Origin of the sequence: Pseudomonas sp. B34(2017), from assembly GCF_002112915.1 — a bacterium.
Lineage (GTDB): Bacteria > Pseudomonadota > Gammaproteobacteria > Pseudomonadales > Pseudomonadaceae > Aquipseudomonas > Aquipseudomonas pharyngis.
The window spans coordinates 465,574-490,595 of the sequence record NZ_NEJA01000003.1; the positions used below are offsets into that span (position 1 = coordinate 465,574).

General features: G+C 61.6%; 25 protein-coding genes. 17 read left to right on the forward strand and 8 right to left on the reverse strand.

Annotated features, from left to right (window positions below; genetic code table 11):
* Positions 1-93: 93 nt before the first annotated feature.
* Entirely contained in the window at positions 94-672 is a 579-nt protein-coding gene (locus tag CAF80_RS11790) for a DUF6436 domain-containing protein (protein ID WP_085667371.1), read from the reverse strand.
* Between the two features lie 97 nt (positions 673-769).
* Between CAF80_RS11790 and CAF80_RS11795 the strand changes: the two genes are divergently transcribed.
* Positions 770-1,720, forward strand: coding sequence for an alpha/beta hydrolase (locus CAF80_RS11795; protein WP_085667372.1), 951 nt, complete (start codon positions 770-772; stop codon positions 1,718-1,720).
* Position 1,721: 1 nt separating this feature from the next.
* Here CAF80_RS11795 and CAF80_RS11800 read toward each other — a convergent pair whose 3' ends face one another.
* Positions 1,722-2,474 (reverse strand): DUF2059 domain-containing protein, encoded by a 753-nt coding sequence (locus CAF80_RS11800; protein WP_011336435.1) that lies wholly within the window; start codon positions 2,472-2,474, stop codon positions 1,722-1,724.
* A 108-nt stretch (positions 2,475-2,582) separates the two neighbouring features.
* Between CAF80_RS11800 and CAF80_RS11805 the strand changes: the two genes are divergently transcribed.
* Positions 2,583-3,215 carry a 2OG-Fe(II) oxygenase gene (locus tag CAF80_RS11805; protein WP_085667373.1) on the forward strand — a complete coding sequence of 211 codons (633 nt, stop codon included), beginning with the start codon at positions 2,583-2,585 and terminating at the stop codon, positions 3,213-3,215.
* 1 nt (position 3,216) lies between these two features.
* Positions 3,217-3,702, forward strand: coding sequence for a DUF523 domain-containing protein (locus CAF80_RS11810; RefSeq protein ID WP_085667374.1), 486 nt, complete (start codon positions 3,217-3,219; stop codon positions 3,700-3,702).
* A gap of 11 nt (positions 3,703-3,713) precedes the next feature.
* On the opposite strand, the gene CAF80_RS11815 is transcribed toward CAF80_RS11810, so the two are convergent.
* Positions 3,714-4,292: a transporter substrate-binding domain-containing protein gene (locus CAF80_RS11815; protein WP_085667375.1), complete on the reverse strand. Its 579-nt coding sequence runs from the start codon at positions 4,290-4,292 to the stop codon at positions 3,714-3,716.
* Positions 4,293-4,424: 132 nt separating this feature from the next.
* Between CAF80_RS11815 and CAF80_RS11820 the strand changes: the two genes are divergently transcribed.
* Complete coding sequence (locus tag CAF80_RS11820; protein WP_007953489.1) at positions 4,425-4,850, forward strand: DUF4399 domain-containing protein; 426 nt, start codon at positions 4,425-4,427, stop codon at positions 4,848-4,850.
* Positions 4,851-4,962: 112 nt separating this feature from the next.
* On the opposite strand, the gene serA is transcribed toward CAF80_RS11820, so the two are convergent.
* On the reverse strand, positions 4,963-6,192 hold the full coding sequence (gene serA, locus CAF80_RS11825; protein WP_007953487.1) for a phosphoglycerate dehydrogenase: 1,230 nt from the start codon (positions 6,190-6,192) through the stop codon (positions 4,963-4,965).
* A 204-nt stretch (positions 6,193-6,396) separates the two neighbouring features.
* Here serA and CAF80_RS11830 point away from each other — a divergent pair, with 204 nt between their 5' ends.
* The 4 genes from CAF80_RS11830 to CAF80_RS11845 all read left to right on the forward strand — a co-directional run bounded on the left by CAF80_RS11830 (position 6,397) and on the right by CAF80_RS11845 (position 10,720).
* Positions 6,397-7,791, forward strand: a complete 1,395-nt coding sequence (locus CAF80_RS11830) for an FAD-binding oxidoreductase (RefSeq protein ID WP_039765411.1) — start codon at positions 6,397-6,399, stop codon at positions 7,789-7,791.
* A 40-nt stretch (positions 7,792-7,831) separates the two neighbouring features.
* On the forward strand, positions 7,832-8,497 hold the full coding sequence (locus tag CAF80_RS11835; protein ID WP_007953483.1) for a fumarylacetoacetate hydrolase family protein: 666 nt from the start codon (positions 7,832-7,834) through the stop codon (positions 8,495-8,497).
* A gap of 264 nt (positions 8,498-8,761) precedes the next feature.
* Positions 8,762-9,685, forward strand: coding sequence for an SdiA-regulated domain-containing protein (locus tag CAF80_RS11840; protein ID WP_074690097.1), 924 nt, complete (start codon positions 8,762-8,764; stop codon positions 9,683-9,685).
* A gap of 117 nt (positions 9,686-9,802) precedes the next feature.
* The gene (locus CAF80_RS11845) at positions 9,803-10,720 is read left to right on the forward strand and encodes an SdiA-regulated domain-containing protein (protein ID WP_074690099.1); all 918 of its coding nucleotides are present in this window, start codon (positions 9,803-9,805) and stop codon (positions 10,718-10,720) included.
* Positions 10,721-10,865: 145 nt separating this feature from the next.
* Here the strand turns inward: CAF80_RS11845 and rpiA are convergent, their stop codons facing one another.
* Positions 10,866-11,540, reverse strand: coding sequence for a ribose-5-phosphate isomerase RpiA (gene rpiA, locus CAF80_RS11850; RefSeq protein WP_007953476.1), 675 nt, complete (start codon positions 11,538-11,540; stop codon positions 10,866-10,868).
* Between the two features lie 146 nt (positions 11,541-11,686).
* Here rpiA and ilvA point away from each other — a divergent pair, with 146 nt between their 5' ends.
* Both ilvA and CAF80_RS11860 read left to right on the forward strand, forming a co-directional pair.
* Positions 11,687-13,201: a threonine ammonia-lyase, biosynthetic gene (gene ilvA, locus CAF80_RS11855; RefSeq protein ID WP_085667376.1), complete on the forward strand. Its 1,515-nt coding sequence runs from the start codon at positions 11,687-11,689 to the stop codon at positions 13,199-13,201.
* Between the two features lie 41 nt (positions 13,202-13,242).
* The gene (locus tag CAF80_RS11860) at positions 13,243-13,656 is read left to right on the forward strand and encodes a DUF2269 family protein (RefSeq protein ID WP_039767881.1); all 414 of its coding nucleotides are present in this window, start codon (positions 13,243-13,245) and stop codon (positions 13,654-13,656) included.
* A gap of 103 nt (positions 13,657-13,759) precedes the next feature.
* Here the strand turns inward: CAF80_RS11860 and CAF80_RS11865 are convergent, their stop codons facing one another.
* Positions 13,760-14,416 carry an HAD family phosphatase gene (locus tag CAF80_RS11865; protein WP_039767882.1) on the reverse strand — a complete coding sequence of 219 codons (657 nt, stop codon included), beginning with the start codon at positions 14,414-14,416 and terminating at the stop codon, positions 13,760-13,762.
* Between the two features lie 143 nt (positions 14,417-14,559).
* Here CAF80_RS11865 and CAF80_RS11870 point away from each other — a divergent pair, with 143 nt between their 5' ends.
* Both CAF80_RS11870 and ptsP read left to right on the forward strand, forming a co-directional pair.
* A complete protein-coding gene (locus CAF80_RS11870) occupies positions 14,560-15,039 on the forward strand; it encodes an RNA pyrophosphohydrolase (protein ID WP_003229203.1) in 480 nt (159 codons plus the stop codon).
* A gap of 22 nt (positions 15,040-15,061) precedes the next feature.
* Positions 15,062-17,338 carry a phosphoenolpyruvate--protein phosphotransferase gene (gene ptsP / locus CAF80_RS11875; RefSeq protein ID WP_074690101.1) on the forward strand — a complete coding sequence of 759 codons (2,277 nt, stop codon included), beginning with the start codon at positions 15,062-15,064 and terminating at the stop codon, positions 17,336-17,338.
* A gap of 225 nt (positions 17,339-17,563) precedes the next feature.
* Here the strand turns inward: ptsP and CAF80_RS11880 are convergent, their stop codons facing one another.
* Positions 17,564-18,310, reverse strand: a complete 747-nt coding sequence (locus CAF80_RS11880) for an NRDE family protein (protein WP_074690105.1) — start codon at positions 18,308-18,310, stop codon at positions 17,564-17,566.
* 131 nt (positions 18,311-18,441) lie between these two features.
* Between CAF80_RS11880 and CAF80_RS11885 the strand changes: the two genes are divergently transcribed.
* The 3 genes from CAF80_RS11885 (at position 18,442) to CAF80_RS11895 (ending at position 21,158) form a co-directional block, all read left to right on the forward strand.
* Positions 18,442-19,224: a sulfite exporter TauE/SafE family protein gene (locus tag CAF80_RS11885; protein ID WP_074690107.1), complete on the forward strand. Its 783-nt coding sequence runs from the start codon at positions 18,442-18,444 to the stop codon at positions 19,222-19,224.
* A 96-nt stretch (positions 19,225-19,320) separates the two neighbouring features.
* A complete protein-coding gene (gene lgt / locus CAF80_RS11890; RefSeq protein ID WP_039767887.1) occupies positions 19,321-20,136 on the forward strand; it encodes a prolipoprotein diacylglyceryl transferase in 816 nt (271 codons plus the stop codon).
* A 50-nt stretch (positions 20,137-20,186) separates the two neighbouring features.
* Positions 20,187-21,158 carry a thymidylate synthase gene (locus tag CAF80_RS11895; protein ID WP_074690109.1) on the forward strand — a complete coding sequence of 324 codons (972 nt, stop codon included), beginning with the start codon at positions 20,187-20,189 and terminating at the stop codon, positions 21,156-21,158.
* 119 nt (positions 21,159-21,277) lie between these two features.
* Here CAF80_RS11895 and cadR read toward each other — a convergent pair whose 3' ends face one another.
* Positions 21,278-21,727: a Cd(II)/Pb(II)-responsive transcriptional regulator gene (gene cadR / locus CAF80_RS11900; RefSeq protein ID WP_007953454.1), complete on the reverse strand. Its 450-nt coding sequence runs from the start codon at positions 21,725-21,727 to the stop codon at positions 21,278-21,280.
* A gap of 84 nt (positions 21,728-21,811) precedes the next feature.
* On the opposite strand from cadR, the gene CAF80_RS11905 reads away from it, so the two are divergent.
* Together CAF80_RS11905 and CAF80_RS11910 are read left to right on the forward strand one after the other, a co-directional pair.
* Positions 21,812-24,121: a heavy metal translocating P-type ATPase gene (locus CAF80_RS11905; protein ID WP_074690111.1), complete on the forward strand. Its 2,310-nt coding sequence runs from the start codon at positions 21,812-21,814 to the stop codon at positions 24,119-24,121.
* A gap of 16 nt (positions 24,122-24,137) precedes the next feature.
* Positions 24,138-25,001 carry a LysR family transcriptional regulator gene (locus tag CAF80_RS11910; protein ID WP_039767890.1) on the forward strand — a complete coding sequence of 288 codons (864 nt, stop codon included), beginning with the start codon at positions 24,138-24,140 and terminating at the stop codon, positions 24,999-25,001.
* The last annotated feature ends 21 nt before the right edge of the window (positions 25,002-25,022 follow it).

Consider the following 25,022-nt stretch of genomic DNA (forward strand, 5'->3'; position numbering starts at 1 on the left):
TGTGCATTCGGGGTTGCCGCCCGTGCGGGCTGCAAACAATTAGCACACGCCTCGTGTGCTGCGCATCGCCGTCCTTGAAATGTCCGGAATGCCTTACTTCGTCTCCGCCGGCCACGGACAGTAGCAACCGACCGCCAACGTATGAGTCGCATTGACCGGGCGATCATCACTCAACGCTTGCAGGATCGGTTCGATAAAACTGTTGCTGGAGTTGCACGTCAGGCCTTCGCTGTACGGGCCGAAGTACGCCAGTTTGCCGCTGCGGTCCCAGATCGCCACGGCCGGGCTCGCGGGAATCTGTTCGGAGCCGGGCAGCACCGCGATGGTTTTGAGATTGCTGAGGGTGGCGGGCAACTGGCCGTGGCTGCCGGCCTTCTGCACGGCGAAGAACTCCACGCCCTTGGGGCCGAACTGTTCGACCATTTCGGTCAGGTGCTGTTGATTGCCGACGTTGCATGGGCAGGCCGGATCCCAGAAGTGCACAAGACGGATGTTGCCGGGGCCGGCGAGGTCGTCGGGCAGGCGCAGCGGATCGCCGGAAAATACGGCGGTGTGTTCGCTGAAGGCCCGCAGGTAGCGGCCCTGAAACCAGTCGTACGCGGCCCACAGCACGCCGGCACACACGATGGCGAGCAGGCTGGCAAGCAGTGCGGTGCGGTAGGGCGAGCGCATGGATTTGATTCCTCGAAGGCCGGCTAGCTTGCCATGCTTGCCGCGACAGATGAATATCGCAGGCCGATAAAGTCCGTTTACCGTTCTGGAATTGCCCATGTCTGTTGCTTTCGATCCCGATCATCTGCGTGCGAGCCTCAAGCCTTTGGCCGAGTGGCAGCCGTTGTCCGAGGAGGCGAAGGCGTATCAGCGGTTCTACAAGACCGACTTTCCGGAACGTGATGTATGGCGCGGCATGGGCCGGTTCGACATCAATGGCTATCAACTGGTCAGCCATTGCTGGTGGCCGGCGGAAACGGCCAGGGCCACGCTGTTTCTGGTGCACGGTTTTTATGACCACACCGGCCTGTACCGGCATGTGATCGAGTGGGCGCTGGATCAGGGGTTCGCGGTGATTGCCTGCGATCTGCCGGGGCATGGTCTGTCCAGCGGCGAGCGGGCGAGCATCCGTGACTTCTCGGAATATCAGGATGCGCTGCAAGGCCTGTTCGCCGAGGCGCGCTCGATGGCCCTGCCGCAGCCTTGGCACCTGTGCGGGCAAAGCACCGGCGGCGCGATCATTGTCGATCACGTGCTCAATCATGGTGAAAACAGCCCGGCGCAGGGGCAGTTGATTTTGTTGGCGCCGTTGGTGCGTCCGCGTGCCTGGGGCTGGTCGCAGTTCAGTTATTACCTGCTCAGGCCTTTTGTCAGGGGTATCGCCCGGCGTTTCAGCGAGAACTCCAACGACCCGGATTTCCTGCCGTTCCTGCAGGCCGATCCGTTGCAGCCAAAACGCTTGCCGACCGCGTGGGTCGGGGCGTTGTCACGCTGGATCAACCGGGTGGAATACGCGAAGAAAAGTCCGCGCCGGCCGCTGATTGTTCAAGGCCAGGCGGACATGACCGTGGACTGGCAGCACAACCTGCAGGTGTTGAAGTGGAAGTTCGACCGGCCACAGATTCTGTTGCTGGCCGAGGCGCGGCATCACCTGGCCAACGAGACGGCAGAAATGCGCGAGGAGTATTTCGAGTTCTTGAGCAAGCGGATCAAGGGCCGCAACCCCTAGATCACTGACTGAGGTTCGAGGTGCTCTGGCCTACGGCCAGCCCGGCGCGGATCGCGGCCAGCGCGGCCTGGTAGTAGGCCTTGCCTTCGGTGGATTCGGCAAAGGTCGCGAACTCTTCCAGTTCTTCATCCGACAGGTCGCGATAGACGTACAGCAGCGTGTTGTTCAGGTCGGCACCGATCTGATCCATCAGGCGCTGGCGTTGACCGTTCAACATGCCCTGGGCCTGACCGCCGCCGAGCAGGCCGGGGATCATCGAACTCAGGCTGTCCGCCGCCACGCCGGCAATCGCCAGGCTGACTTCGGCGCCGGCTTCACGGGCGGGAAGGGCCTGGGCGAGGTGGCCGATGATCAGCAGGCGGCTGTCGCTGGCCGGCATCTTCGGCAGGCCCTTGGCGTTTTTTGCCAATTGATCGCGGCGGGTCGCCAGCAGTTCGGCGGCGACGATCTTCTTGCCCAGCGGTGACTGAAAGAACGAGAGGGCCGGTTGCGGATCGGCGAGGTTCTTGCGCAGTTGCGCTTCGGCGCGTTGATCCACGGCCTGGGGGGCGAAGCGCTGGTTGCTGTTGTTCACCAGCGCCTGAAACACCGCCGGCGGCAGGCTGTTCTGGTAACGCTGCTGCGCGGCACTCAGGGCGTCGTTGAAATGCGCGCGTTGTTCTGGCCAGCCGGCGACCTTGTACAACTGGTCGTGGCCGTCCGCCCAGGCGGGCAAAACGCAGAACATCAACAGTGAAAAAAGCAAACGGCGCATAAGGACTCCTGTCGGCAGCCGACTATTCTCCGTGCGGTGCCAGTACTTGTCGAGAATTCGTATCCAGCCGCCGCGTGGCTCTGTCGGATTTCTTGCCGCAGGCATACTATGCGCGCCATGCAAATATCCTCTGATCACCCGCTGCTGTTACGTATCGTCGACGACCTGGCCGAGCGCGGCTGGTCGCAGCAGAACATTTTCCTGCCTGCGGATTTGACCCGCGCACTGGCGGCCGAGTGCCGCAAACGTGACGCCGAAGGTGAACTGGCGCCGGCGGGGGTCGGACGTGGCCCGTTTTCGGAGATCCGCGAGGGGATTCGTGGCGACCATATCCAATGGATCGACCCTGGTCAGGCCGAGGCCAGCGACCGTTACCTGAACCTGATGGACAGCTTGCGTGAAGCGCTCAACCGGGGCCTGTTCCTGGGGCTTGAAGACTTCGAGTGCCACTTCGCCCTGTACCCGCCGGGTGCTTTCTATCGCAAGCATGTCGACCGTTTCCGCGACGATGACCGGCGCATGGTCTCGGCGGTGATCTACCTCAATGACGGCTGGCTGCCGGAGGATGGCGGGCAACTGCGCATGTATCTGGAGAATGATCGCGTTCATGACGTACAGCCTACGGGCGGTTGTCTGGTGGTGTTTCTCTCCGGCGAAGTCCCTCATGAAGTGTTGCCGGCCAATCGCGAGCGGCTGTCGCTGACAGGCTGGTTCCGCCGCCGTGGCAACGAGCCGTTCTGAGATGCACAGGATTCTGGTCAGTCGCTGCCTGCTGGGCCATCGCGTGCGTTACGACGGTGGAGCCAGCGGGCCGTTCGATCTGCTGGAACAGTGGATTGCCGAAGGGCGCGTAGTGCCGCTGTGCCCGGAAGTCGCCGGTGGTTTGCCGACGCCACGCGCGGCGGCGGAGATTCCGGGCGGGCAGGGCAGCGAAGTGCTGGACGGGCTCGCCTCGGTGATCACCACCGACGGCGAAGACGTCAGTGCGCAGTTTCTCGACGGTGCGCGGCAGGCGCTGGCGCTGGTGCAAAAGCACGGGATTCGGGTGGCAGTGCTCAAGGCCAACAGTCCTTCGTGCGGGAATCTGCTGACCTATGACGGCACGTTCAGTGGGGTGAAGGTGAGTGGCGAGGGGGTTACCGCCGCGTTGCTGAAGCGCCATGGGGTGCAGGTCTTCAGCGAACTCGAACTGCCGCAAGCCGCACAGGCCCTCAGCTTGCTCGACTAGCCACGCTCACTTCAGTTTTCCGTAGCCTGCACACTCAACCATTTCTGCCTCAACGCCTCAAGCCGCCCATCCGCCCTGATCCGCTGCAAGGCATTCTCCAGACTCGCGTGAAACGCCGGGTTACCCTTCTGAAACGGAATCGCCAGATCCATCGGCGGCCCGACCTTCGGTTTCTCCTCGGTCAGCGTCTGCACCAGCACCATCGGCCGAGGTTGCTCGTCCTTTTTCGCCAACAACTGCGCATTGACCTGCGTGTAAGGCTCGCTCACGTCGAAACGATCCTTGAGTTCCGGGGTCAGTGCTATGTGGTTGAGCGCGACGTCGTACTTGCCGCTTTCGACGCCCTGGAGCAGATCAGCCTCGTCGGTGACGATGAAGTCGGCGCGCACATCCAGCTCGTTGGCCAGCAGTTGCCCAAGCTCGACCTCGAACCCCGTGAGCGTGTCGCCGTCCTTGAAATTGAAGGGCGGTGTATTAGCCTCAAGGGCTATGCGCAACTCGCCACGGTCGTAGACGTCATCAATCAGTTCGGCGTGAGCCAGAGGGCTCAGAAGGGGAAGCAGGCAGATCAGGCCAGGCAGAAAACGCATGGTCACTCCTTTGAAATCGATATCGGCCTGTTTTCCAGGCTCGCTTTGCTATGGTTGTCGAGTGCCTTCGACAACGAATGGTCATGAAGTTGTCATGACCGTGCGGATTTTACGGAAAAACTGGAGAAGAAAATGAAAAGCTTTATGTCACGTGCAGCGTTGGCCGGTGTGCTGATGGGTGTTTCGGTACTGGCCAGTGCGGCCACACCGGCACCGAAGGGCGCCGAAGTGTTCATCGTTTCTCCCGAGGACGGAGCCACGGTTCCGCAGACCTTCACGGTCAAGTTCGGTGTAAAGGACATCGCGCTGGCACCGGCCGGTGACGTCACCAAGAACACCGGTCATCACCACCTGCTGATCGATGCCAAGGAAATCGTTCCGGCCGGCTCCGTCGTGCCGACCGACGCCAACCACATGCACTTCGGCAAGGCGCAGACCCAGGCCGACATCAAACTCGCGCCGGGCAAGCACACCCTGCAGCTGGAGCTGGGTGACAGCGGCCACATGGCGTTCGATCCGCCGATCGTGTCGAAGAAGATCACCGTCAACGTCGAATAAAAAAGGGAGCCCTTCGGGGCTCCCTTTTTTATCAGTGGCGAGTTGCGAGCTTCAAGCTTCAAGCAAAAGCGCTGTTCACTTGCCGCTTGAAGCTTGCTGCTCGCAGCTGCTCTTAAAACAGCACGCGGCTACGGATGGTGCCGTTGACGTGTTGCAGCTTCTCTTGCGCCAGCTCCGAGTACTCGGCGTCGACGTCGATCACCACGTAGCCGACCTTCTCGTTGGTCTGCAGGAACTGACCGGAGATGTTGATGCCGTTTTCGGCGAAGACCTTGTTGATCTCGCTCATCACACCCGGGATGTTCTCGTGGATGTGCAGCAGGCGGTGCTTGCCAGGGTGAGCCGGGAGGGCCACTTCCGGGAAGTTCACCGACGATACCGAAGTACCGTTGTCGCTGTACTTGACCAGTTTCTCTGCCACTTCCAGACCGATGTTGGCCTGTGCTTCAGCGGTGGAACCGCCGATGTGCGGGGTCAGGATCACGTTGTCCAGGCCACGCAGCGGGCTTTCGAACTCTTCGTCGTTGGAACGCGGCTCGACCGGGAACACGTCGATGGCGGCGCCGATCAGGTGCTTGTCCTTGATCGCAGCGGCCAGGTGATCCAGCTCGACCACAGTGCCGCGTGCAGCGTTGATCAGGATGCCGCCCTTCTTGATGGCGCGGATTTCCTTCTCGCCGATCATCCACTGGGTCGCAGCGGTTTCCGGAACGTGCAGGGTGACGATGTCGGACATGCCCAGCAGCTCGTGCAGGTTGCCGACCTGGGTCGCGTTGCCCAGTGGCAGCTTGGTCACGGTGTCGTAGAAGAACACCTGCATGCCCAGGCCTTCAGCCAGGACCGACAGCTGAGTGCCGATCGAGCCGTAGCCGACGATGCCCAGTTTCTTGCCACGGATCTCGAAGGAGTTGGCTGCGGACTTGATCCAGCCGCCACGGTGGCAGGAAGCGTTTTTCTCAGGGATGCCGCGCAGCAGCAGGATCGCTTCGGCCAGCACCAGCTCGGCCACGGAGCGGGTGTTGGAGTACGGCGCGTTGAACACGGCGATGCCGCGCTCGCGGGCCGCTTCCAGGTCAACCTGGTTGGTGCCGATGCAGAAACAGCCGACCGCGACCAGCTTCTTCGCGTGATCGAAGATCTCTTCGGTCAGTTGGGTGCGCGAACGAATGCCGATGAAGTGAGCGTCAGCGATCTTTTCCTTGAGCTGGGCTTCCGGCAGGGAGCCTGTCAGGTATTCGATGCTGGTGTAGCCCGCCGCCTTGAGGACGTCGACAGCCGATTGGTGGACGCCTTCGAGAAGAAGGAACTTGATCTTGCTCTTATCGAGAGAAGTCTTGCTCATCTGCGTAAACCTGTATCCCGGAGAAAAATGGCAGGAAATGGTCAACAGACATTGACCTGGACGACAAGAAAGCCGTCACCGCAGAACCGGCCTTGGGCACTGGCCTGCGGGGTCGGTATGCTAGCATAGCCACCCCGCTAAACACTCATTCCTGCGACGTGAAGCGTTCTCAGGATGACCATGAATTGTTCGAGAGTTCCGTCGATGACCAATCCTGCCCTGATTGATGAACTGAAGACCCTGGTCGAGCCTGGCAAAGTCCTGACCGATGCCGACTCCTTGAACGCTTACGGCAAGGACTGGACCAAACACTTCGCCCCGGCGCCCAGCGCCATCGTGTTTCCCAAGACCATCGAGCAGGTTCAGGCCGTCGTCCGCTGGGCCAACGAACACAAAGTGGCGCTGGTGCCGTCGGGCGGGCGCACCGGGCTTTCCGCCGCAGCCGTGGCCGCCAATGGCGAAGTGGTCGTGTCGTTCGACTACATGAACCAGATTCTCGACATCAACCTGACCGACCGCACCGCCGTCTGTCAGCCGGGCGTGGTCACCGAGCAATTGCAGAACGCCGCCGAAGAACATGACTTGTACTACCCGGTGGATTTCGCTTCGGCAGGTTCCAGCCAGATTGGCGGCAACATCGGCACCAATGCCGGCGGAATCAAGGTCATTCGCTACGGCATGACCCGCAACTGGGTGGCGGGCATGAAAGTCGTGACCGGCAAGGGCGATGTGCTGGAACTGAACAAGGACCTGATCAAGAACGCCACCGGTTATGACCTGCGGCAGCTGTTCATCGGCGCTGAAGGCACTCTGGGTTTTGTGGTCGAGGCCACCATGCGCCTGGATCGCGCGCCGAAAAACCTGACCGCGATGGTCCTCGGCACCGCTGATTTCGATTCGATCATGCCGGTGCTGCACGCCTTCCAGGGCCGGCTCGACCTGACCGCGTTCGAATTCTTCTCTGACAAGGCGCTGGCCAAGGTCATGGGCCGTGGCGATGTCCCGGCGCCATTCGAAACCGACTGCCCGTTCTATGCTTTGCTGGAATTCGAGGCGACCACCGAAGAAGTGGCCAACACCGCCCTGGAAACCTTTGAACATTGCGTGGAGCAGGGCTGGGTGCTGGACGGCGTGATGAGCCAGAGCGAAACCCAGTTGCAGAACCTGTGGAAGCTGCGCGAGTACATCTCCGAAACCATCTCCCACTGGACCCCGTACAAGAACGACATCTCGGTTACCGTCTCGAAAGTCCCGGCATTCCTGCAGGAAATCGACGCGATCGTCGGTGAACACTATCCGGACTTCGAAATCGTCTGGTTCGGCCACATCGGCGATGGCAACCTGCACCTGAACATCCTCAAGCCGGACAACCTGAGCAAGGACGAGTTTTTCGCCAAGTGCGCCACCGTCAACAAATGGGTGTTCGAAACCGTCGAGAAGTACAACGGTTCGATTTCCGCCGAACACGGGGTGGGCATGACCAAGCGCGACTACTTGACCTACAGCCGCTCACCGGTGGAAATCGAATACATGAAAGCGGTCAAGGCGGTGTTCGACCCGAACGGCATCATGAATCCGGGCAAGATTTTCGCGGTTTGATTGGCAATCCCTGATGAATCAATAAAGGCAGGAGTCGGTAATGAGCTATCAGCACCAGTATGTCGACGGTACGCGGATTCATTTTCCGCTGGGGAAAGTGGTGTGCATCGGCCGTAACTACGCCGAACACGCCAAGGAACTGGACAACCCGGTGCCTACCGAGCCGTTGCTGTTCATCAAACCGGGCAGTTGCGTGGTGCCGCTGGAAGGCGGTTTCAGCATTCCGACCGAGCGTGGCTCGGTGCATTACGAGGCGGAAATCGCCGTGTTGATCGGCAAACCGCTGTCGACCAAACCGAGCCGTGAAGAAGTGCTGGACGCGATCTCCGGTTTCGCCCCGGCGCTGGACCTGACCCTGCGTGACAAGCAGGCCGAGCTCAAGTCCAAGGGCCTGCCGTGGGAAATCGCCAAGTCGTTCGACGGCGCGGCGGTGATTGCGCCATTCGTGGTGGGCAGCACCTTTGCCGACCTGACCGACATCGGCATTCGCCTGACCATCAACGGCGAAGTGCGCCAGGACGGCAACAGCAGCGCAATGCTCAACCCGATCGTGCCGATGATCCAGCACATGGCCGGCTGCTTCTCGCTGCAGGCCGGTGACGTGATCCTGACCGGCACGCCGGTGGGCGTCGGCCCGCTGAATGTCGGTGATGAGATCGTGCTGGAGCTGCCGGGCGCCAGTCGTTTCACCAGCAGCGTTCGCTGACTGCAACTCTGAAATACCTTTGTGGGAGCCAGCCTGCTGGCGATGACGGACTGTCAGTTGATGTTTCATTCGACTGATACACCGCCATCGCCAGCAGGCTGGCTCCCACGTTTGTTTTTGTGTTGTAGCCCGCAAACACATAAGGCATTCCGGCCATTTACCGTTTTTTTCACATTCTGTCCGGATAATTCCGGCCATTCTGGCGTCTGAGCCGGCCTCTTTGTGCTATTACCCGTAGCCTGAATTTTCGGAACGCGTCCTTTGATGTCATCTCAAACTCAGCTCAAACCCGCCCGCCGTTCACGCTTCGCCCTGCGCTGGTATTCCTGGCTGTTGCTGGCAGCCGCCGCTGCGTACGGGCTGGCGTTTGCCATGCATTGGGATGATCGGGGTGTGCTGTGGCTGCTGGAGCGCTTCGAAAGTACGGCCGAGAAGCAGGAAAGCGTCTGGCTCCCGGACTACCGGGTGGTCATCGACGCCAAGCTGTTGCCGGGCATGGAAAAGGACGAAGCTTCGGACCTTTCCTATAACCCGCAGACCAAAACCCTGTTTTCGGTGATGGGCAAGAATCCGTTCCTGGTCGAGCTGACCCTGCAGGGCGACGTGTTGCGCAAGATGCCCCTGGTGGGCTGGAGCAATCCGGAAGGCCTTACGGTGATGGAAAACGGCTTGATGGCGATTGTCGATGAGCGCGAGCACTTGCTCTCCATCGTCAAGGTCGATGCCGAGACTCGTGAACTGAAGCGTGACGATTTCCCTAAATACGACCTCGGCCCGTCAAAGGACCAGAACAAGGCCTTCGAAGCCATCACCTGGGACGCCCGTAACCAGCAACTGCTACTGGGCGAAGAGCGTCCACCCGCGCTGTTCACCTGGAAAAGCGACGGCAGCCAGACGCTCAAGGGCGACAAGCAGAAACTCGACAGCGACGAACTCGATATTCGTAACCTGTCGGCCCTGGCGATCGATCCGCGCACCGGTCACACCCTCGTTCTGTCCGCTGATTCGCACCTGTTGCTGGAGCTGGACGAGAAGGGCGAACAGGTCAGCTTCATGACCCTGCTCGGCGGTTTCAACGGTTTGAAGAAAACCATTCCCCGCGCCGAAGGCGTAACCATGGACGACTCGGGCACGCTGTACATGGTCAGCGAGCCGAACCTGTTCTACCGCTTCGAAAAGCAGAAGTAATCTCTCCTACAGCAATTGCAGATCTGTGCAGTTGTGGCCTGAGGCAAGTGGCCATTAAGCTTCAGTTCAGACAGGCGTGATATTTCATCCGCCTGTTTTGACTCCGAGCCTGCCTGAATGCGTCGACTTGCCCGTCCCAAGCCTCTGTTCATAATCCTGTCGATGATTGCCCTGGTCGCATTGATTGCGATCGGCCAATACATGCGCCTGTTCGAGCGTGCCTGGTTCAACCTGCATACGCTCTGGCAGCCGATGAGCAGCCAGTCCATCGGGCTGGATCAATATCGGGCAGAGATTGAAGCGAAAGTCATTGATGGGCTGAACGACGACGTCTCGGCGCTGACCTACGACCCGGTGCGCAAAAGCCTGTTCACCGTGACCAACAAGAATGCCGAACTGATCGAGCTGTCGCTGGATGGCACGATCCTGCGCCGTGTCGCCTTGATCGGCTTCGGCGATCCGGAGGCGGTGGAGTTCATCAGCGCCGACACCTATGTGATTACCGACGAGCGCCAGCAGCGCCTGATCAAGATCCATCTGGAGCATGACACCACGTTCCTTGATGCGGCGGACGCCGAGCAAATGACCCTCGGTGTGCACATGAGCGGCAACAAGGGCTTTGAAGGCCTGGCGTACGATTCGGTGGGCAAGCGCCTGTTCGTGGCCAAGGAGCGGGACCCGATGCTGATCTATGAAGTGCACGGTTTCCCGCACTTCAATCCGGAAAAATCCTACGCAGTACACGTGATCAACAATCCCAAGCGCGATGCCGGGATGTTCGTGCGCGATCTGTCGAGCCTGCAATACGACGAGCGCAGCGGTCATTTACTGGCGCTGTCCGACGAGTCGCGGCTGATTCTGGAGCTGGATGTGGACGGGCGCCCGTTGAGCACCATGTCGTTGAGCGGTGGCCGGCAGGGTCTGAAGAAAACCGTGCCGCAGGCGGAAGGTATCGCGATGGATGACGATGGGGCGTTGTATCTGGTGAGCGAGCCGAATCTGTTTTATGTCTTCAGGAAGCCTGTGCAGAATTAACCAACACCACAAAACACTGTGGGAGCGAGCTTGCTCGGGATGAGGGAGGGTCAGTCGCCAAACATGTCGACTGACACACCGCTATCGCTAGCAAGCTAGCTCCCACAGGTTTTTCATCTGCCCACAAATATGTGGGCAGCCTGGTTTATTCAGCTTTGAGGGTCTTCACGCCTTCGCTGGTACCCAGCAACAACAGATCCGCCGGACGCGCCGCGAACAGGCCGTTGGTGACCACGCCGACGATCGCATTGATCTGCGCTTCCAGCTCCACCGGATTGGTGATCTGCAGATTGTGCACGTCGAGGATGATGTTGCCGTTGTCGGTCAGCACGCCTTCGCGATAGACCGGGTCGCCGCCCAGTTTCACCAGTTGGCGGGCGACGTGGCTGCGGGCCATCGGGATCACTTCCACCGGCAGCGGGAACGCGCCGAGCACCGGCACCAGTTTGCTGGCGTCGGCGATACAGATGAAGGTCTGGGCCACGGCCGCGACGATCTTCTCGCGGGTCAGGGCTGCGCCGCCGCCCTTGATCAGGTTCAGGTGTTCGTCGCTTTCATCGGCGCCGTCGACGTAGAACTCCAGGTTGCTCACGGTGTTCAGCTCGTACACCGGAATCCCGTGGCCCTTGAGGCGCGCGGCAGTGGCTTCGGAGCTTGCGACCGCGCCATCGAACGCGCCCTTGTGCTGGGCCAGGGCGTCGATGAAGCAGTTGGCGGTGGAGCCGGTGCCGACGCCGACGATGCTCTTGTCGTCGAGTTTCGGAAGGATGAAGTCGACGGCAGCCTGGGCCACGGCCTGTTTGAGTTGATCCTGGGTCATGCGGGCTCCGGAAGCGGGCAAGGTAAGAACGGAAAGGCCGGCATTATAGCCTCAAGCCGGGCTAAAACCTCTGGATTCGTGTGGTCGTGCGCCCAAAAGCCGGGTTAGACTCGCTGGTCCCGCCCAATCGCCAGTGATGCTTTCCGATGCTCGAACAGTACGTCAAAAAGATCCTCACCTCGCGCGTTTATGACGTTGCCGTAGAAACCCCGCTGCAGAACGCCCGCCAGCTCTCCGAGCGGCTGGGCAACGACATCTGGCTCAAGCGTGAAGACTTGCAGCCAGTGTTTTCGTTCAAGATTCGCGGCGCCTACAACAAGCTGACCCAGTTGAGCGACGAAGAGCGCGCTCGCGGCGTGGTCACCGCGTCGGCGGGCAACCATGCACAGGGCCTGGCCCTGGCGGCGAAAGTGTTGGGCGTGAAAGCGACCATCGTGATGCCCAAGACCACCCCGGAGATCAAGGTCGAAGGCGTGCGCTCCCGCGGTGGCAAAGTGGTGCTGCACGGCGATTCTTTCCCGGAAGCGCTGGCCTACTCGCTGAAACTGGTCGATGAAAAAGGCTACGTCTACATTCACCCGTACGACGATCCGCACACCATTGCCGGGCAGGGCACCGTGGCGATGGAGATTCTGCGCCAGCACCCGCAGCCGCTGGATGCGATCTTCGTTCCGGTGGGCGGCGGCGGTCTGATCGCCGGCATCGCGGCCTACGTGAAATACCTGCGCCCGGACATCAAGGTCATCGGCGTCGAGCCCGACGACTCCAACTGTTTGCAAGCGGCGATGGCGGCACGCGAACGCGTGGTGCTGCCGACCGTAGGCATCTTCGCCGATGGCGTGGCGGTGGCGCAGATCGGCCAGCACACCTTCGACATCTGCAAGGATTACGTCGACGAAGTGATCACCGTCAGCACTGACGAAATCTGCGCGGCGATCAAGGACATCTACGACGACACCCGTTCGATCACCGAACCGGCCGGCGCCCTGGGCGTGGCCGGGATCAAGAAGTATGTCGAGCAGCGCGGCGTCAGCGGCCAGACCTTCGTGGCCATCGACTCCGGGGCCAACGTCAACTTCGACCGCTTGCGCCACGTCGCCGAGCGCGCCGAGCTGGGTGAAGGCCGCGAAGCGATCATCGCTGTGACCATCCCCGAGAAGGCCGGCAGCTTCAAGGCCTTCTGCGAGGCCATCGGCAAGCGCCAGATCACCGAATTCAACTACCGCTATAACAATGGCAGCGAAGCGCACATCTTCGTTGGCGTGCAGACCCACCCGGACAACGACCCGCGCAGTGCGTTGCTGGCGAGCCTGACCGAACAGGGTTTCCCGGTGCTTGACCTGACCGACAACGAACTGGCCAAGTTGCACATCCGTCACATGGTCGGCGGGCGCGCGGCGCACGTGGTCGATGAAGTGGTGCTGCGCTTCGAGTTCCCGGAGCGTCCGGGCGCGCTGTTCAACTTCCTCAACAAGCTCGGCGGTCGCTGGAACATCTCGATGTTCCACTACCGCAACCACGGTGCTGCGGACGGCCGCGTGGTGGCGGGCCTGCAAGTGCCCCACGACGAACGTCATCTGGTTCCCGCAGCCCTTGAGGAAATCGGCTACCCGTACTGGGACGAAAGCGACAACCCGGCCTATCAGCTGTTTCTTGGCTGAACGGCTACGCTGATGGGTATGGCCTAAGGAAAGAGAAATACATGGAAACCCTGACCACCCTGAAAGTCCTTCACGTCGCGGCGACCGTGGTAATCCTGGCGAGCGGGCTGGGGCTCGCCGCTGCTTCCTGGCGTAATCGCAGCGAAGGGCCGGCCAGCACGATGCAGCGACCCTGGCTGTTCGTCTGGTGTCTGATGCTGATCGGCGTGCTCAGCATGCCTTTCACCGGCTGGTGGCTGGTGCACCTGGTTGGCTGGCCACTGGGGCAGTTCTGGATTCTGGGGTCCAGCGTGATCTATGCCGTGGCCACCTTTAGTGCGGTCTGGCTGCTTGTTCGGCTTAATCGGCTGTGGACAAGCGGGGTCGGCAACCGGAAATTCAATCTGGCGCTGGCGATTGTCAGCGGCGTCGGATTTCTGGCCATTGCGGCGTTGATGGGGGCCAAGCCGGTTTAAGGCTTGGGGCCGTGTCGATCCGTTCGCGAGCAGGCTCGCTCCCACATTGATCTGAGGCGTTCACACATCCCCTGTGGGAGCTGCGGTTGCCTGCGACGCGATATCAGCCGCGCAGGCTGATGACGGGCCAACCGCGCTTCTCGGCTTCGGCCAGCAGGTTCGGGTCAGGGTCGACCGCCACCGGATTCGTCACCTGCTCCAGCAGCGGCAGGTCATTCATCGAGTCGCTGTAGAAGTAGCTGCCTTCCAGCGAATATCCGGTTTCCTCCAGCCAGCGGTTCAGGCGCGTCACCTTGCCTTCGCGGAAGCACGGCACGTCGGTGCTGCGTCCGGTGTAGCGACCGTCCTGCATCTCGCACTCGGTGGCGATCAGGGTTTCGACGCCCAGGCGCACCGCAATCGGCGCGGTGACGAAGCGGTTGGTGGCGGTGATGATCACCAGTTTGTCGCCGGCATCGCGGTGCTTTTTCAGCAGATCGAGCGCCTTGGGCAGGACGATCGGCTCGATGCAGTCGCGCATGTAATCGCTGTGCCACTGCTCAAGCACGGCCATCTCGGTGCGGCCGAGGATTTCCAGGCAGAAGTTCAGGTATGCGGCGTTATCCAGTTTGCCGGCCAGGTAATCCTGATAGAACTCGTCGTTGCGCGCCTTGTAGGCGATCGGGTCGAGGAAGCCGCGTTCGCACAGATAATCGCCCCAAGCGTGATCGCTGTCGCCGCCCAGAAGGGTGTTGTCCAAATCGAATAAAGCCAGGCGCATTGCAGTTACCCGCTGAAAAGTCAGTAAAAAGGCCACAAGAATACGGTCTTTTCACAAGAGTGCACATAAGCTCGGAACCTTCGTTGCCGCCTTCACAACCTTTGTGGAACAATGCGGCGACATGCGTTTGCGAGGTTGTTGCCGTGATCGACCCCGATGGTTTCCGCCCTAATGTCGGGATCATTCTGACGAATGACGCCGGCCAGGTGCTATGGGCTCGCCGTATCAATCAGGATGCCTGGCAGTTTCCGCAAGGGGGAATCAACCCCGAGGAGACGCCCGAAGACGCCTTGTACCGCGAGCTGAACGAAGAAGTTGGCCTGGAACGCGAAGATGTTGAAATACTGGCCTGCACTCGGGGCTGGTTGCGCTATCGTTTGCCGCAACGTCTGGTGCGAACCCACAGCCAACCGCTGTGCATCGGCCAGAAACAGAAATGGTTTCTCCTGCGCCTGATCTCCAACGAGCAGCGGGTGCGGATGGATTTGACCGGTAAACCGGAGTTCGATGGCTGGCGCTGGGTCAGTTATTGGTATCCGTTGGGCCAGGTGGTGACATTCAAGCGCGAAGTGTATCGCCGCGCTCTCAAAGAGCTTGCCCCGCGCCTTTTAGCGCGCGACTGACGACGGAGTTCGACCCCGAGCCATGCTCAATACGCTGCGCAAGATCGTCCAGGAAGTTAACTCCGCCAAGGATCTCAAGGCGGCGTTGGGGATTATTGTGTTGCGCGTCAAAGAGGCCATGGGCAGCCAGGTCTGCTCGGTCTACCTGCTTGATCCAGAGACCAACCGCTTCGTGCTGATGGCCACCGAGGGCTTGAACAAGCGCTCGATCGGCAAGGTCAGCATGGCACCCAACGAAGGTCTGGTCGGCCTGGTCGGCACGCGTGAAGAACCCCTGAACCTCGAAAACGCCGCGGATCACCCGCGCTACCGCTACTTCGCCGAGACCGGCGAGGAGCGCTACGCCTCGTTTCTCGGGGCGCCGATCATTCACCACCGCCGCGTCGTCGGCGTGTTGGTCATCCAGCAGAAAGAACGCCGCCAGTTCGATGAGGGTGAAGAAGCCTTCCTCGTGACCATGAGCGCGCAGCTCGCGGGCGTAATCGCCCACGCCGAGGCCACCGGCTCGATCCGTGGTCTGGGCCGTCAGGGCAAGGGCATCCAGGAAGCCAAGTTCGTCGGCGTCCCGGGTTCGCCGGGCGCAGCGGTCGGTACCGCGGTGGTCATGCTGCCACCGGCGGATCTGGACGTGGTGCCGGACAAGACCATCACCGACATCGACGCGGAACTGGCGCTGTTCAAGACCGCCATCGAAGGCGTGCGCGCCGACATGCGTGCGTTGTCGGCCAAACTGGCGACCCAGCTGCGCCCGGAAGAGCGTGCGCTGTTCGACGTCTACCTGATGATGCTCGACGATGCCTCGCTGGGCAGCGAAATCACCAACGTGATCAAGACCGGCCAGTGGGCCCAGGGCGCGTTGCGTCAGGTCGTGACCGATCACGTCAACCGTTTCGATCTGATGGACGACGAGTACCTGCGTGAGCGGGCATCGGACGTCAAGGACCTCGGCCGCCGGCTGCTCGCCTATTTGCAGGAGGAGCGTCAGCAGAATCTGGTCTACCCGGAAAAAACCATTCTGGTCAGCGAAGAACTGACGCCGGCGATGCTCGGCGAGGTGCCGGAAGGCACGCTGGTCGGTCTGGTGTCGGTACTCGGTTCGGGCAACTCCCACGTCGCGATCCTGGCCCGGGCCATGGGCATCCCGACAGTAATGGGTCTGGTCGATCTGCCGTACGCCAAGGTCGACGGCATCGAAATGATCGTCGACGGCACACGGGGCGAGGTTTACACCAACCCCAGCGAAGTGCTGCGCAAACAGTTCACCGAGGTGGTGGAGGAAGAGAAGCAACTGGCGCTGGGGCTCGATACCCTGCGCGACCTGCCGTGTGTGACCCTGGACGGCCACCGCATGCCACTGTGGGTCAACACCGGCCTGCTGGCGGACGTGGCGCGAGCGCAGAAGCGCGGCGCCGAAGGTGTCGGTCTTTACCGCACCGAAGTGCCGTTCATGATCAACCAGCGCTTCCCGAGCGAGAAGGAACAACTGGCGATTTACCGCGAGCAGCTCGCTGCATTCCACCCGCAACCGGTGACCATGCGCAGCCTGGACATCGGCGGTGACAAGTCGCTGTCGTACTTCCCGATCAAGGAAGACAACCCGTTCCTCGGCTGGCGCGGGATCCGCGTCACCCTCGACCACCCGGAAATCTTCCTGGTGCAGACCCGCGCGATGCTCAAGGCCAGCGAAGGCCTGAACAACCTGCGGATCCTGCTGCCGATGATCTCCGGCATCCACGAGCTCGAAGAGGCACTGCACCTGATCCACCGGGCCTGGGGCGAAGTGCGCGACGAAGGCACCGACGTGCCGATGCCGCCGGTGGGCGTGATGATCGAAATTCCTGCGGCGGTTTACCAGACCAAAGAGCTGGCGCGGATGGTGGACTTCCTGTCGGTCGGCTCCAACGACCTGACCCAGTACCTGCTGGCGGTGGACCGCAACAACCCGCGGGTGGCCGATCTCTACGACTACCTGCACCCGGCGGTGCTGCAAGCCCTGCAAACCGTGGTGCGCGACGCCCATGCCGAAGGCAAGCCGGTGAGCATCTGCGGCGAGATGGCCGGTGACCCGGCGGCCGCGGTGCTGTTGATGGCGATGGGTTTCGACAGCCTGTCGATGAACGCCACCAACCTGCCGAAGGTGAAGTGGATGCTGCGTCAGATCAACCTGAGCAAGGCCAAGGACCTGCTGGCGGAACTGATGACCATCGACAACCCGCAGGTCATCCACAGCTCGCTGCAACTGGCGCTGAAGAATCTTGGGTTGGCGAAGATGGTCAATCCGGCGGCGGTCAAGGTCTGAAGTCAAAAGCCTGAGATCAAAAGCTTACCCTCACCCTAACCCTCTCCCGGAGGGAGAGGGGACTGATTGGGGGTTGCTGCAGAGATCCGTCGACCTGGAGTTGCTGTAGTGAATCCATAATCGACACAGGTTTTTCAGGTCGATGTCTAGCTCAAGACACCTCGGTCGGCCCCCTCTCCCTCCGGGAGAGGGCTGGGTGGGCGGCGTTCCGATGAGGGCTTGCTTTTAAAGGTAAATCTCAACTTCCCCCAAGTGCCCGCCATACGGCCCGAAACTCCGCTCCACCATCCGCCGCGTCCCATCCGCCTGCACAATCAACGCCGTACTCGCCCGAGTCCCGTAACTCTGGCTGGCAATAAACACACTCGACAACAACGACTCGGTCGCCAGGCCCACGCCGGTGTCCGGCAGATCAGCAAACGGCGCCGTTTGCGTATCCCCCAACAACGCCAACAATCGCTCGGGCTGCGGATCATCCAGCACCGCACTCAATGCCGCCTTGGCCTTGAGCAGTTTCGGCCACGGCGTATCCAGCCCGGCGTTGGACAGGCCATAGACGCCGGGCTGCAACATCACCGGTTCCGAAGACCGCGCATTGAAGTGCCACAGCTCGTTGGCATTGCCCAGCAGCAGGTTGAAGCCGGCATAGTCCGGCGAACGGGCGACAACGTCGGACAAATAGTCATCGATCGACAGGTTTCCGGTCAGAAACCCTGCCACCAGCTCGCCCCGAGAGCGTCGGGCCGGCGGCTGATGCGGATCACGAATATTGGTCAGCGCCGCAAAACGACCGTTGGCGCCCAGACCGAGCCAGGTTCCCCCAGCCTCAAGATCGCGACCGGCGTGAACGTGCGGCGACTCGGGCCACTGCGCCAGCGGCAGGCTGGGCCGCGCGTAGAACTCGTCACGGTTGGCCGCGACGATCAGCGGCTGGGCATGCCCCGGCCGCCAGGCGAAAACGATCAGGCACATAAGGTGGTCCTTGTGTGTTTTTGGCCCACTCTACGCAGACATCGTCCGTGCATCCATCGCCAGTGGAGCCGAAGGGTATCCATCCGTTACCATGCCGCTCCGGTTTTGGGGACGCGCCTTGGGAGGCAGTCATGGAATTTCTGCTCTATCTGGCGCTGGGCGCCTGTGCGGGCGTACTGGCCGGGCTGTTCGGGGTGGGCGGCGGGATCATCATCGTCCCGGTGCTGGTGTTCAGTTTCACCTTGCAGGGCTTCGATCCGTCGATCCTGACCCATCTGGCGGTCGGCACGTCCCTGGCGACGATCATCTTCACTTCGGTCAACGCCGTGCGCGAACACCATCGACGCGGCGCCGTGCGCTGGCCGATTTTCCGCTGGATGACCGTGGGCATTCTGCTCGGCGCCGGTTTCGGTGCATTGACCGCCGAAGCGATCTCCGGCCCGAACCTGCAAAAGATCATCGGTGTGTTCGCCCTGGTGATTGCGGCGCAGTTGGCGCTGGACGTCAAACCCAAGGCCAGCCGAACGGTGCCGGGTAAACTCGGTCTGACCGTGGCCGGCAGTGTGATCGGCTGGGCGTCGGCGATTTTCGGGATTGGCGGCGGTTCGCTGACCGTGCCGTTCCTGACATGGCGCAGCGTGCCGATGCAGCAGGCGGTGGCGACCTCGTCGGCCTGTGGCCTGCCGATTGCTGTGGCCAGTGCAATAAGTTTCATGATTCTGGGCTGGCATGATCCGTTGCTGCCGGCCCATAGTCTCGGTTTTGTGTATTTGCCGGCGCTGTTTGGCATTGCCCTGACCAGCATGGTGTTCGCCCGTCTCGGCGCGCGGCTGGCGCACAGGTTGTCGCCGAAGTTGCTGAAACGGCTGTTCGCGGCTTTGCTGTTTTGCGTGGGCCTGAGCTTTCTGTTCTGAGCCGTGTGTTTTGGCAGGTCGCAATCCTGGCTTAATCCTGAGGTGACAGCGTCGCCCGGGAATTTTTGAAGATTTGAACGCTAACGAGGAGTCGCAATGCTGCCTTACCCGCAGATCGATCCGGTGGCTTTGGCCATCGGTCCGCTGAAAATCCACTGGTACGGCCTGATGTACCTGGTCGGCATCGGCGGCGCGTGGCTGCTGGCATCGCGCCGGCTCAACCGTTTCGACCCGACCTGGACCAAGGAAAAGCTGTCCGACCTGGTGTTCTGGCTGTCGATGGGGGTGATTGTCGGCGGGCGTCTTGGTTATGTGCTGTTCTATGACTTGAGCGCTTACCTGGCCAACCCGACACTGATTTTCGAAGTGTGGAAGGGCGGCATGTCGTTCCACGGCGGTTTCATCGGCGTGATGCTGGCCGCGTTGTGGTTCGGCAAGCGTAACGGCAAGTCGTTCTTCCAGCTGATGGACTTCGTCGCGCCGATGGTGCCGATCGGCCTGGGCGCCGGGCGTATCGGCAACTTCATCAACGCCGAGCTGTGGGGCAAGGCCACCGACGTGCCGTGGGCCATGGTGTTCCCGCCGTTCAGCGACCCGGCGCAACTGCCGCGTCACCCGTCGCAGTTGTATCAGTTCGCACTGGAAGGCGTGGCGCTGTTCCTGATCCTCTGGCTGTTCTCGCGCAAGCCACGGCCGACCATGGCGGTCTCGGGCATGTTCGCGCTGTTTTATGGCATCTTCCGTTTCATCGTCGAATTCGTCCGCGTGCCGGACGCGCAACTGGGCTATCTGGCCTGGAACTGGCTGACCATGGGTCAGGTACTCTGCGTACCGATGATCATCGGCGGGCTGTTCCTGATCTGGCTGGCCTACCACCGCGCCCCGGCGGCGCCGGTTGCACCGACAGCTTAAATATTCGAACCCCGGCGATGTCTGCCGGGGCTCAAGGACACAGGTAACTCATGAAGCAATATCTCGATCTGGTGTCGCACGTCATCAACAACGGCACCAAACAGGCCAACCGTACCGGCGTGAACACCATCAGCTTTCCGGGCGCCATGCTGCGCTTCGATCTGCAGGAAGGTTTCCCGGCGATCACCACCCGCAAGATGGCCTTCAAATCGGCCATCGGCGAGATGTGCGGCTTTCTGCGTGGCGTGAACAACGCCGCCGAATTCCGTGCGCTGGGCTGCAAGGTCTGGGATCAGAACGCCAACGAAAACGCTCAGTGGCTGGCCAATCCGTTCCGTCAGGGCGAAGACGACCTCGGCGAAATCTACGGCGTGCAATGGCGCAAATGGCCGGCGTACAAGCAGATCCCGCTGAGCAACACCGCCGCCATCGAACAAACCCTGAGCAACGGCTACAAGCAGATTGCCCAGGGCGAAGAAGACGGCCAGGCCTACGTGGTGCTGTACAAGGCCATCGATCAGGTGCGCCAGTGCGTCGACACGATCATCAAGGATCCGGGCAGCCGGCGCATCCTGTTCCACGGCTGGAACTGCGCCCAGCTCGATGAAATGGCCCTGCCGCCGTGCCATCTGCTGTACCAGTTCCACCCGAATGTCGAGACCAAGGAAATCTCCCTGACCCTCTACATCCGCTCCAACGACCTGGGCCTGGGCACGCCGTTCAACCTCACCGAAGGCGCCGCGCTGCTGAGCCTGATCGGTCGCCTGACCGGCTACACGCCGCGCTGGTTCACCTATTTCATCGGTGACGCCCACGTCTACGAAAACCACCTCGACATGCTCAACGAACAGCTCAAGCGCGAGCCGTTCGCCATGCCGAAACTGAAGATTTCGGACCGCGTGCCGGAGTTTGCCAAGACGGGTTTGTATCAGCCGGAGTGGCTGGAGCTGGTTGAGCCGAGTGATTTTTCGCTGGAAGGCTACGAGCACCATGCGCCGATGACCGCGCCGATGGCGGTCTAGTCGGCAGGATCGTTCCCACGCTCTGCGTGGGAATGAATCCCGTGACGCTCCGCGTCACTTTGGACGCGGAGCGTCCATGGCGGCATTCCCACGCGGAGCATGGGAACGAGCGTCAATCGTTAGTGGCCGTGACTGCGGCCCACATGCGAATGCTCAACCTCCGCCGCCACAACCCCGCCACTCACTTCCAGCCGCTGCAGGATCCCGCACTGATCCGCCTCCGGCCCTTCGCCACAACGCTGGCGCAGGTCGAGCAGTTGCGTCTGCAACGCCAGTAGCCCGTCGATCCGCGCCTTGACGTGCTGGATGTGTTCGTCGATCAGCGCATTCACGCTTTCGCACTGATCCTGCGGGCTGTCGCGCAGGGCGAGCAGGCTGCGGATTTCTTCGAGGGTCATGTCGAGTGTGCGGCAGTTGCGGATGAAGGTCAGGCGCTCGGCATGCGCCTGGGTGTAGACGCGGTAGTTGCCGTCGCTGCGGGCCGGTTCCGGCAGCAGGTTTTCACGCTCGTAGTAGCGGATGGTTTCCACGGCGCAATCGGTCTGTTTCGCCAGTTCTCCGATCTTCATGACGGCAATCTCCAAAAGGGTGCTTGACCCTATAGTGGCTACAGGGTCTTTACTTGGCAACAGGCACCTTCATGGACGCGACCAATGAGCGATTCCCTGCACACCCACAAGCCCGGCGACGGGCACGATCACAGTCACAAACTGCAGCCTGTGCATAAACATGCCCACGGCGGCGATTCCTGCTGTGGGTCGAAAACCGTTACGCCTGCGCCGGTTCATTCGAGTGAAGACTCGTGCTGTTCGTCGAAAGTCGCCGCACCTTCGCTTGTTCAACTGAGCGAGGCAAAAAGCGCCGACGCCCGGCTGAGCAACTTCCGCATCGAGGCGATGGACTGCCCGACGGAGCAGACGCTGATCCAGAACAAGCTTGGCAAACTGGCCGGGATCCAGCAGCTGGAATTCAACCTGATCAACCGCGTGCTCGGCGTGACTCACAATCTGGCGGACACCGCGCCGATCATCGACGCGATCAAATCCCTCGGCATGCAGGCCGAGCCGCTGGAGGCGGGCGTCGAAGCGCCAACGCCGGCGCCGGTGAAAAAACACTGGTGGCCGCTGGCGCTTTCCGGCGTCGGTGCGCTGGCTGCTGAAGTTATCCACTTCACCAGCGCCGCGCCGACCTGGGTGGTGGCGATCATCGCGTTGATCTCGATCCTCAGCGGCGGCCTGACCACCTACAAGAAGGGCTGGATCGCCCTGAAGAACCGCAACCTCAACATCAATGCGCTGATGAGCATCGCCGTGACCGGCGCCGTGTTGATTGGCCAGTGGCCGGAAGCGGCGATGGTGATGTTCCTGTTCACCGTGGCCGAGCTGATCGAAGCGCGCTCGCTGGATCGCGCGCGCAACGCCATCAGCGGCCTGATGCAGATGACTCCGGAGCAGGCGACGGTGTTGCGGGCTGACGGCAACTGGGTCGAACTGGACGTCAAAAGTATCGATCTCGGCGCCCGCGTGCGGGTCAAGCCCGGTGAGCGTATCGCGCTGGACGGTGAAGTCGTCAGCGGCAGTTCGACCATTGATCAGGCGCCGATCACCGGTGAAAGCCTGCCGGTGGAAAAAACCGTTGGCGACAAGGTGTTCGCCGGCACCATCAACCAGGCCGGTTCGCTGGAATATGCGGTGACCGCTGCGGCGAACAATTCCACCCTGGCGCGAATCATCCACGCCGTGGAACAGGCGCAAGGTGCACGGGCGCCGACTCAGCGCTTCGTCGATCAGTTCTCGAAAATCTACACCCCGGTGGTCTTCGTCCTGGCCCTGGCCGTGGCGATCATCCCGCCGCTGTTCATGGGCGCCGCGTGGTTCGACTGGATCTACCGCGCGCTGGTGCTGCTGGTCGTCGCGTGCCCGTGCGCATTGGTGATTTCCACCCCGGTGACCATCGTCAGTGGCCTCGCCGCAGCGGCGCGCAAAGGTATTCTGGTCAAGGGCGGCGTGTACCTGGAGGGCGGTTTCAAGCTCGACTATCTGGCCCTCGACAAGACCGGCACCCTCACCCACGGCAAACCGGTGCAGACCGATTACCTGTCCCTCGACCCGACCGCCGACGCCACGGCCCCGGCGATTGCCGCCGCGCTGGCCGGGCGTTCCGATCATCCGGTGTCGCTGGCCATCGCCAACGCGGCTGTGGATAAAGGTTTCGCGGCTCTGGTTGTGGACAACTTCGAAGCGCTGGCCGGCCGTGGGGTAAAAGGCGAGGTCAACGGTCAGGTCTACCATTTGGGCAACCACCGTCTGGTCGAAGAGCTGGGCCTGTGCTCGCCGCAACTGGAAGAAAAACTGTTCGCGCTGGAGAAACAGGGCAAGTCCGTGGTGCTGCTGCTCGACCGCTCCGGCCCGCTGGCGCTGTTCGCCGTGGCCGATACCGTCAAGGAAACCAGCCGCGAGGCGATCCGCCAATTGCACGAACTGGGCGTGAAAACCCTGATGCTCACCGGCGACAACGTCCACACCGCCCAGGCGATTGCGGCGCAGGTCGGGATCGATCAGGCCAAGGGCGACTTGCTGCCCACCGATAAACTGCAAGCCATCGAAGACCTGTATGCGCAGGGCCGTCGGGTCGGCATGGTCGGCGACGGCATCAACGATGCGCCGGCACTGGCTCGCGCCGAAATCGGTTTTGCGATGGCGGCGGCAGGCACCGACACGGCGATCGAAACCGCCGATGTCGCCCTGATGGACGACGATCTGCGCAAGATACCGGCGTTCATCAGCCTGTCGCGCCATACCGCCGCTATCCTCAAACAGAACATCGCGCTGGCGCTGGTGATCAAGGCGATCTTTCTTGGGGTAACCTTCGCCGGGCTCGCCACCATGTGGATGGCGGTGTTTGCCGACATGGGCGTGAGCCTGCTGGTGGTGTTCAACGGTTTGCGCCTGCTGCGCAAATAGAGGAAGAGGGACGGTTGTGCTGAGTGCCGAGCTGAAGGCTTTTTACATGGTGGCCCGCTTGGGCAGCATCACGCTGGCGGCGAAAAAGCTCGGCCTCAGCCAACCGACCGTGACCACCCAGATCCGCAATCTGGAAAGCCAGTATTCGGTTGAGCTGTTCTACCGTGGCGGCCGGCGTCTGAGCGTCAGCGACGAAGGCGCGCGGCTGTTGCCGATGGTCAAGGCGCTGTTGCAGCAAGAAGCCGATATCGAATTCTTCCTGCGCAACAGCGGCCAGGTCCAGGGCACGCTGCGCATCGCCGCCACCGCGCCGTATTACATCCTCGATCTGGTGAAGACCTTCCGCGAGCGCCTGCCGCAGGTGGAAGTCTCGGTGGAAATCGGCAACTCGCAGCAGGTGCTCGAAGCGCTGGAGGATTACCGGGTGGATGTCGCGGCGTCGTCGCAACTGCTCGACGATGCGCGGCTGATCCGCCGGGTGCTCGGCAGCGATCCGCTGGTGCTGGCGGTGCATCGCAATCATCCGCTGGCGGCGCACGACCATGTGGCGCTGAGCGCGCTGGCCGGGCATACCTTGCTGATGCGTGAATCCGGCTCGACCACTCGGCGGCTCACCGAAGAATTGCTCGCCAGTGCAGGCGTCAGTTTCGGCCCGTTGCTGGAGATCGGCAGCCGCGAGTCGATCCGCGAAGCGGTGCTGCGCAACATCGGCATCAGCATCATCGCCCGCCAGGAAGTGCCGCACGATCCGCAGTTGCGGGTGCTGACCCTCGAAAATGCGCCGCAGATTCCCGAATACCTCTACTGCCTCAAGGAACGCAAGAACGCTCGCTTGCCGGCCGCGTTTCTCGGCCTGGCGCAGGAAATGTCCCCGGCTTGATCGTAATGATCGTTTCCACGC

Bases quoted from the DNA above. Each gene is read 5' to 3' on its own strand.
- CAF80_RS11840 (WP_074690097.1), top strand. From the start codon at position 8,762: ATGTCATCTCAAACTCAGCTCAAACCCGCCCGCCGTTCACGCTTCGCC.
- rpiA (WP_007953476.1), bottom strand. From the start codon at position 11,540: ATGACCCAGGATCAACTCAAACAGGCCGTGGCCCAGGCTGCCGTCGAC.
- CAF80_RS11805 (WP_085667373.1), top strand. From the start codon at position 2,583: ATGCGCGCCATGCAAATATCCTCTGATCACCCGCTGCTGTTACGTATC.
- lgt (WP_039767887.1), top strand. From the start codon at position 19,321: ATGCTGCCTTACCCGCAGATCGATCCGGTGGCTTTGGCCATCGGTCCG.
- CAF80_RS11895 (WP_074690109.1), top strand. From the start codon at position 20,187: ATGAAGCAATATCTCGATCTGGTGTCGCACGTCATCAACAACGGCACC.
- CAF80_RS11800 (WP_011336435.1), bottom strand. From the start codon at position 2,474: ATGCGCCGTTTGCTTTTTTCACTGTTGATGTTCTGCGTTTTGCCCGCC.
- CAF80_RS11835 (WP_007953483.1), top strand. From the start codon at position 7,832: ATGAGCTATCAGCACCAGTATGTCGACGGTACGCGGATTCATTTTCCG.
- CAF80_RS11860 (WP_039767881.1), top strand. From the start codon at position 13,243: ATGGAAACCCTGACCACCCTGAAAGTCCTTCACGTCGCGGCGACCGTG.
- CAF80_RS11865 (WP_039767882.1), bottom strand. From the start codon at position 14,416: ATGCGCCTGGCTTTATTCGATTTGGACAACACCCTTCTGGGCGGCGAC.
- ptsP (WP_074690101.1), top strand. From the start codon at position 15,062: ATGCTCAATACGCTGCGCAAGATCGTCCAGGAAGTTAACTCCGCCAAG.
- CAF80_RS11815 (WP_085667375.1), bottom strand. From the start codon at position 4,292: ATGCGTTTTCTGCCTGGCCTGATCTGCCTGCTTCCCCTTCTGAGCCCT.
- CAF80_RS11820 (WP_007953489.1), top strand. From the start codon at position 4,425: ATGAAAAGCTTTATGTCACGTGCAGCGTTGGCCGGTGTGCTGATGGGT.
- CAF80_RS11830 (WP_039765411.1), top strand. From the start codon at position 6,397: ATGACCAATCCTGCCCTGATTGATGAACTGAAGACCCTGGTCGAGCCT.
- CAF80_RS11880 (WP_074690105.1), bottom strand. From the start codon at position 18,310: ATGTGCCTGATCGTTTTCGCCTGGCGGCCGGGGCATGCCCAGCCGCTG.
- ilvA (WP_085667376.1), top strand. From the start codon at position 11,687: ATGCTCGAACAGTACGTCAAAAAGATCCTCACCTCGCGCGTTTATGAC.
- CAF80_RS11845 (WP_074690099.1), top strand. From the start codon at position 9,803: ATGCGTCGACTTGCCCGTCCCAAGCCTCTGTTCATAATCCTGTCGATG.
- CAF80_RS11885 (WP_074690107.1), top strand. From the start codon at position 18,442: ATGGAATTTCTGCTCTATCTGGCGCTGGGCGCCTGTGCGGGCGTACTG.
- serA (WP_007953487.1), bottom strand. From the start codon at position 6,192: ATGAGCAAGACTTCTCTCGATAAGAGCAAGATCAAGTTCCTTCTTCTC.
- cadR (WP_007953454.1), bottom strand. From the start codon at position 21,727: ATGAAGATCGGAGAACTGGCGAAACAGACCGATTGCGCCGTGGAAACC.
- CAF80_RS11790 (WP_085667371.1), bottom strand. From the start codon at position 672: ATGCGCTCGCCCTACCGCACCGCACTGCTTGCCAGCCTGCTCGCCATC.
- CAF80_RS11795 (WP_085667372.1), top strand. From the start codon at position 770: ATGTCTGTTGCTTTCGATCCCGATCATCTGCGTGCGAGCCTCAAGCCT.
- CAF80_RS11810 (WP_085667374.1), top strand. From the start codon at position 3,217: ATGCACAGGATTCTGGTCAGTCGCTGCCTGCTGGGCCATCGCGTGCGT.
- CAF80_RS11905 (WP_074690111.1), top strand. From the start codon at position 21,812: ATGAGCGATTCCCTGCACACCCACAAGCCCGGCGACGGGCACGATCAC.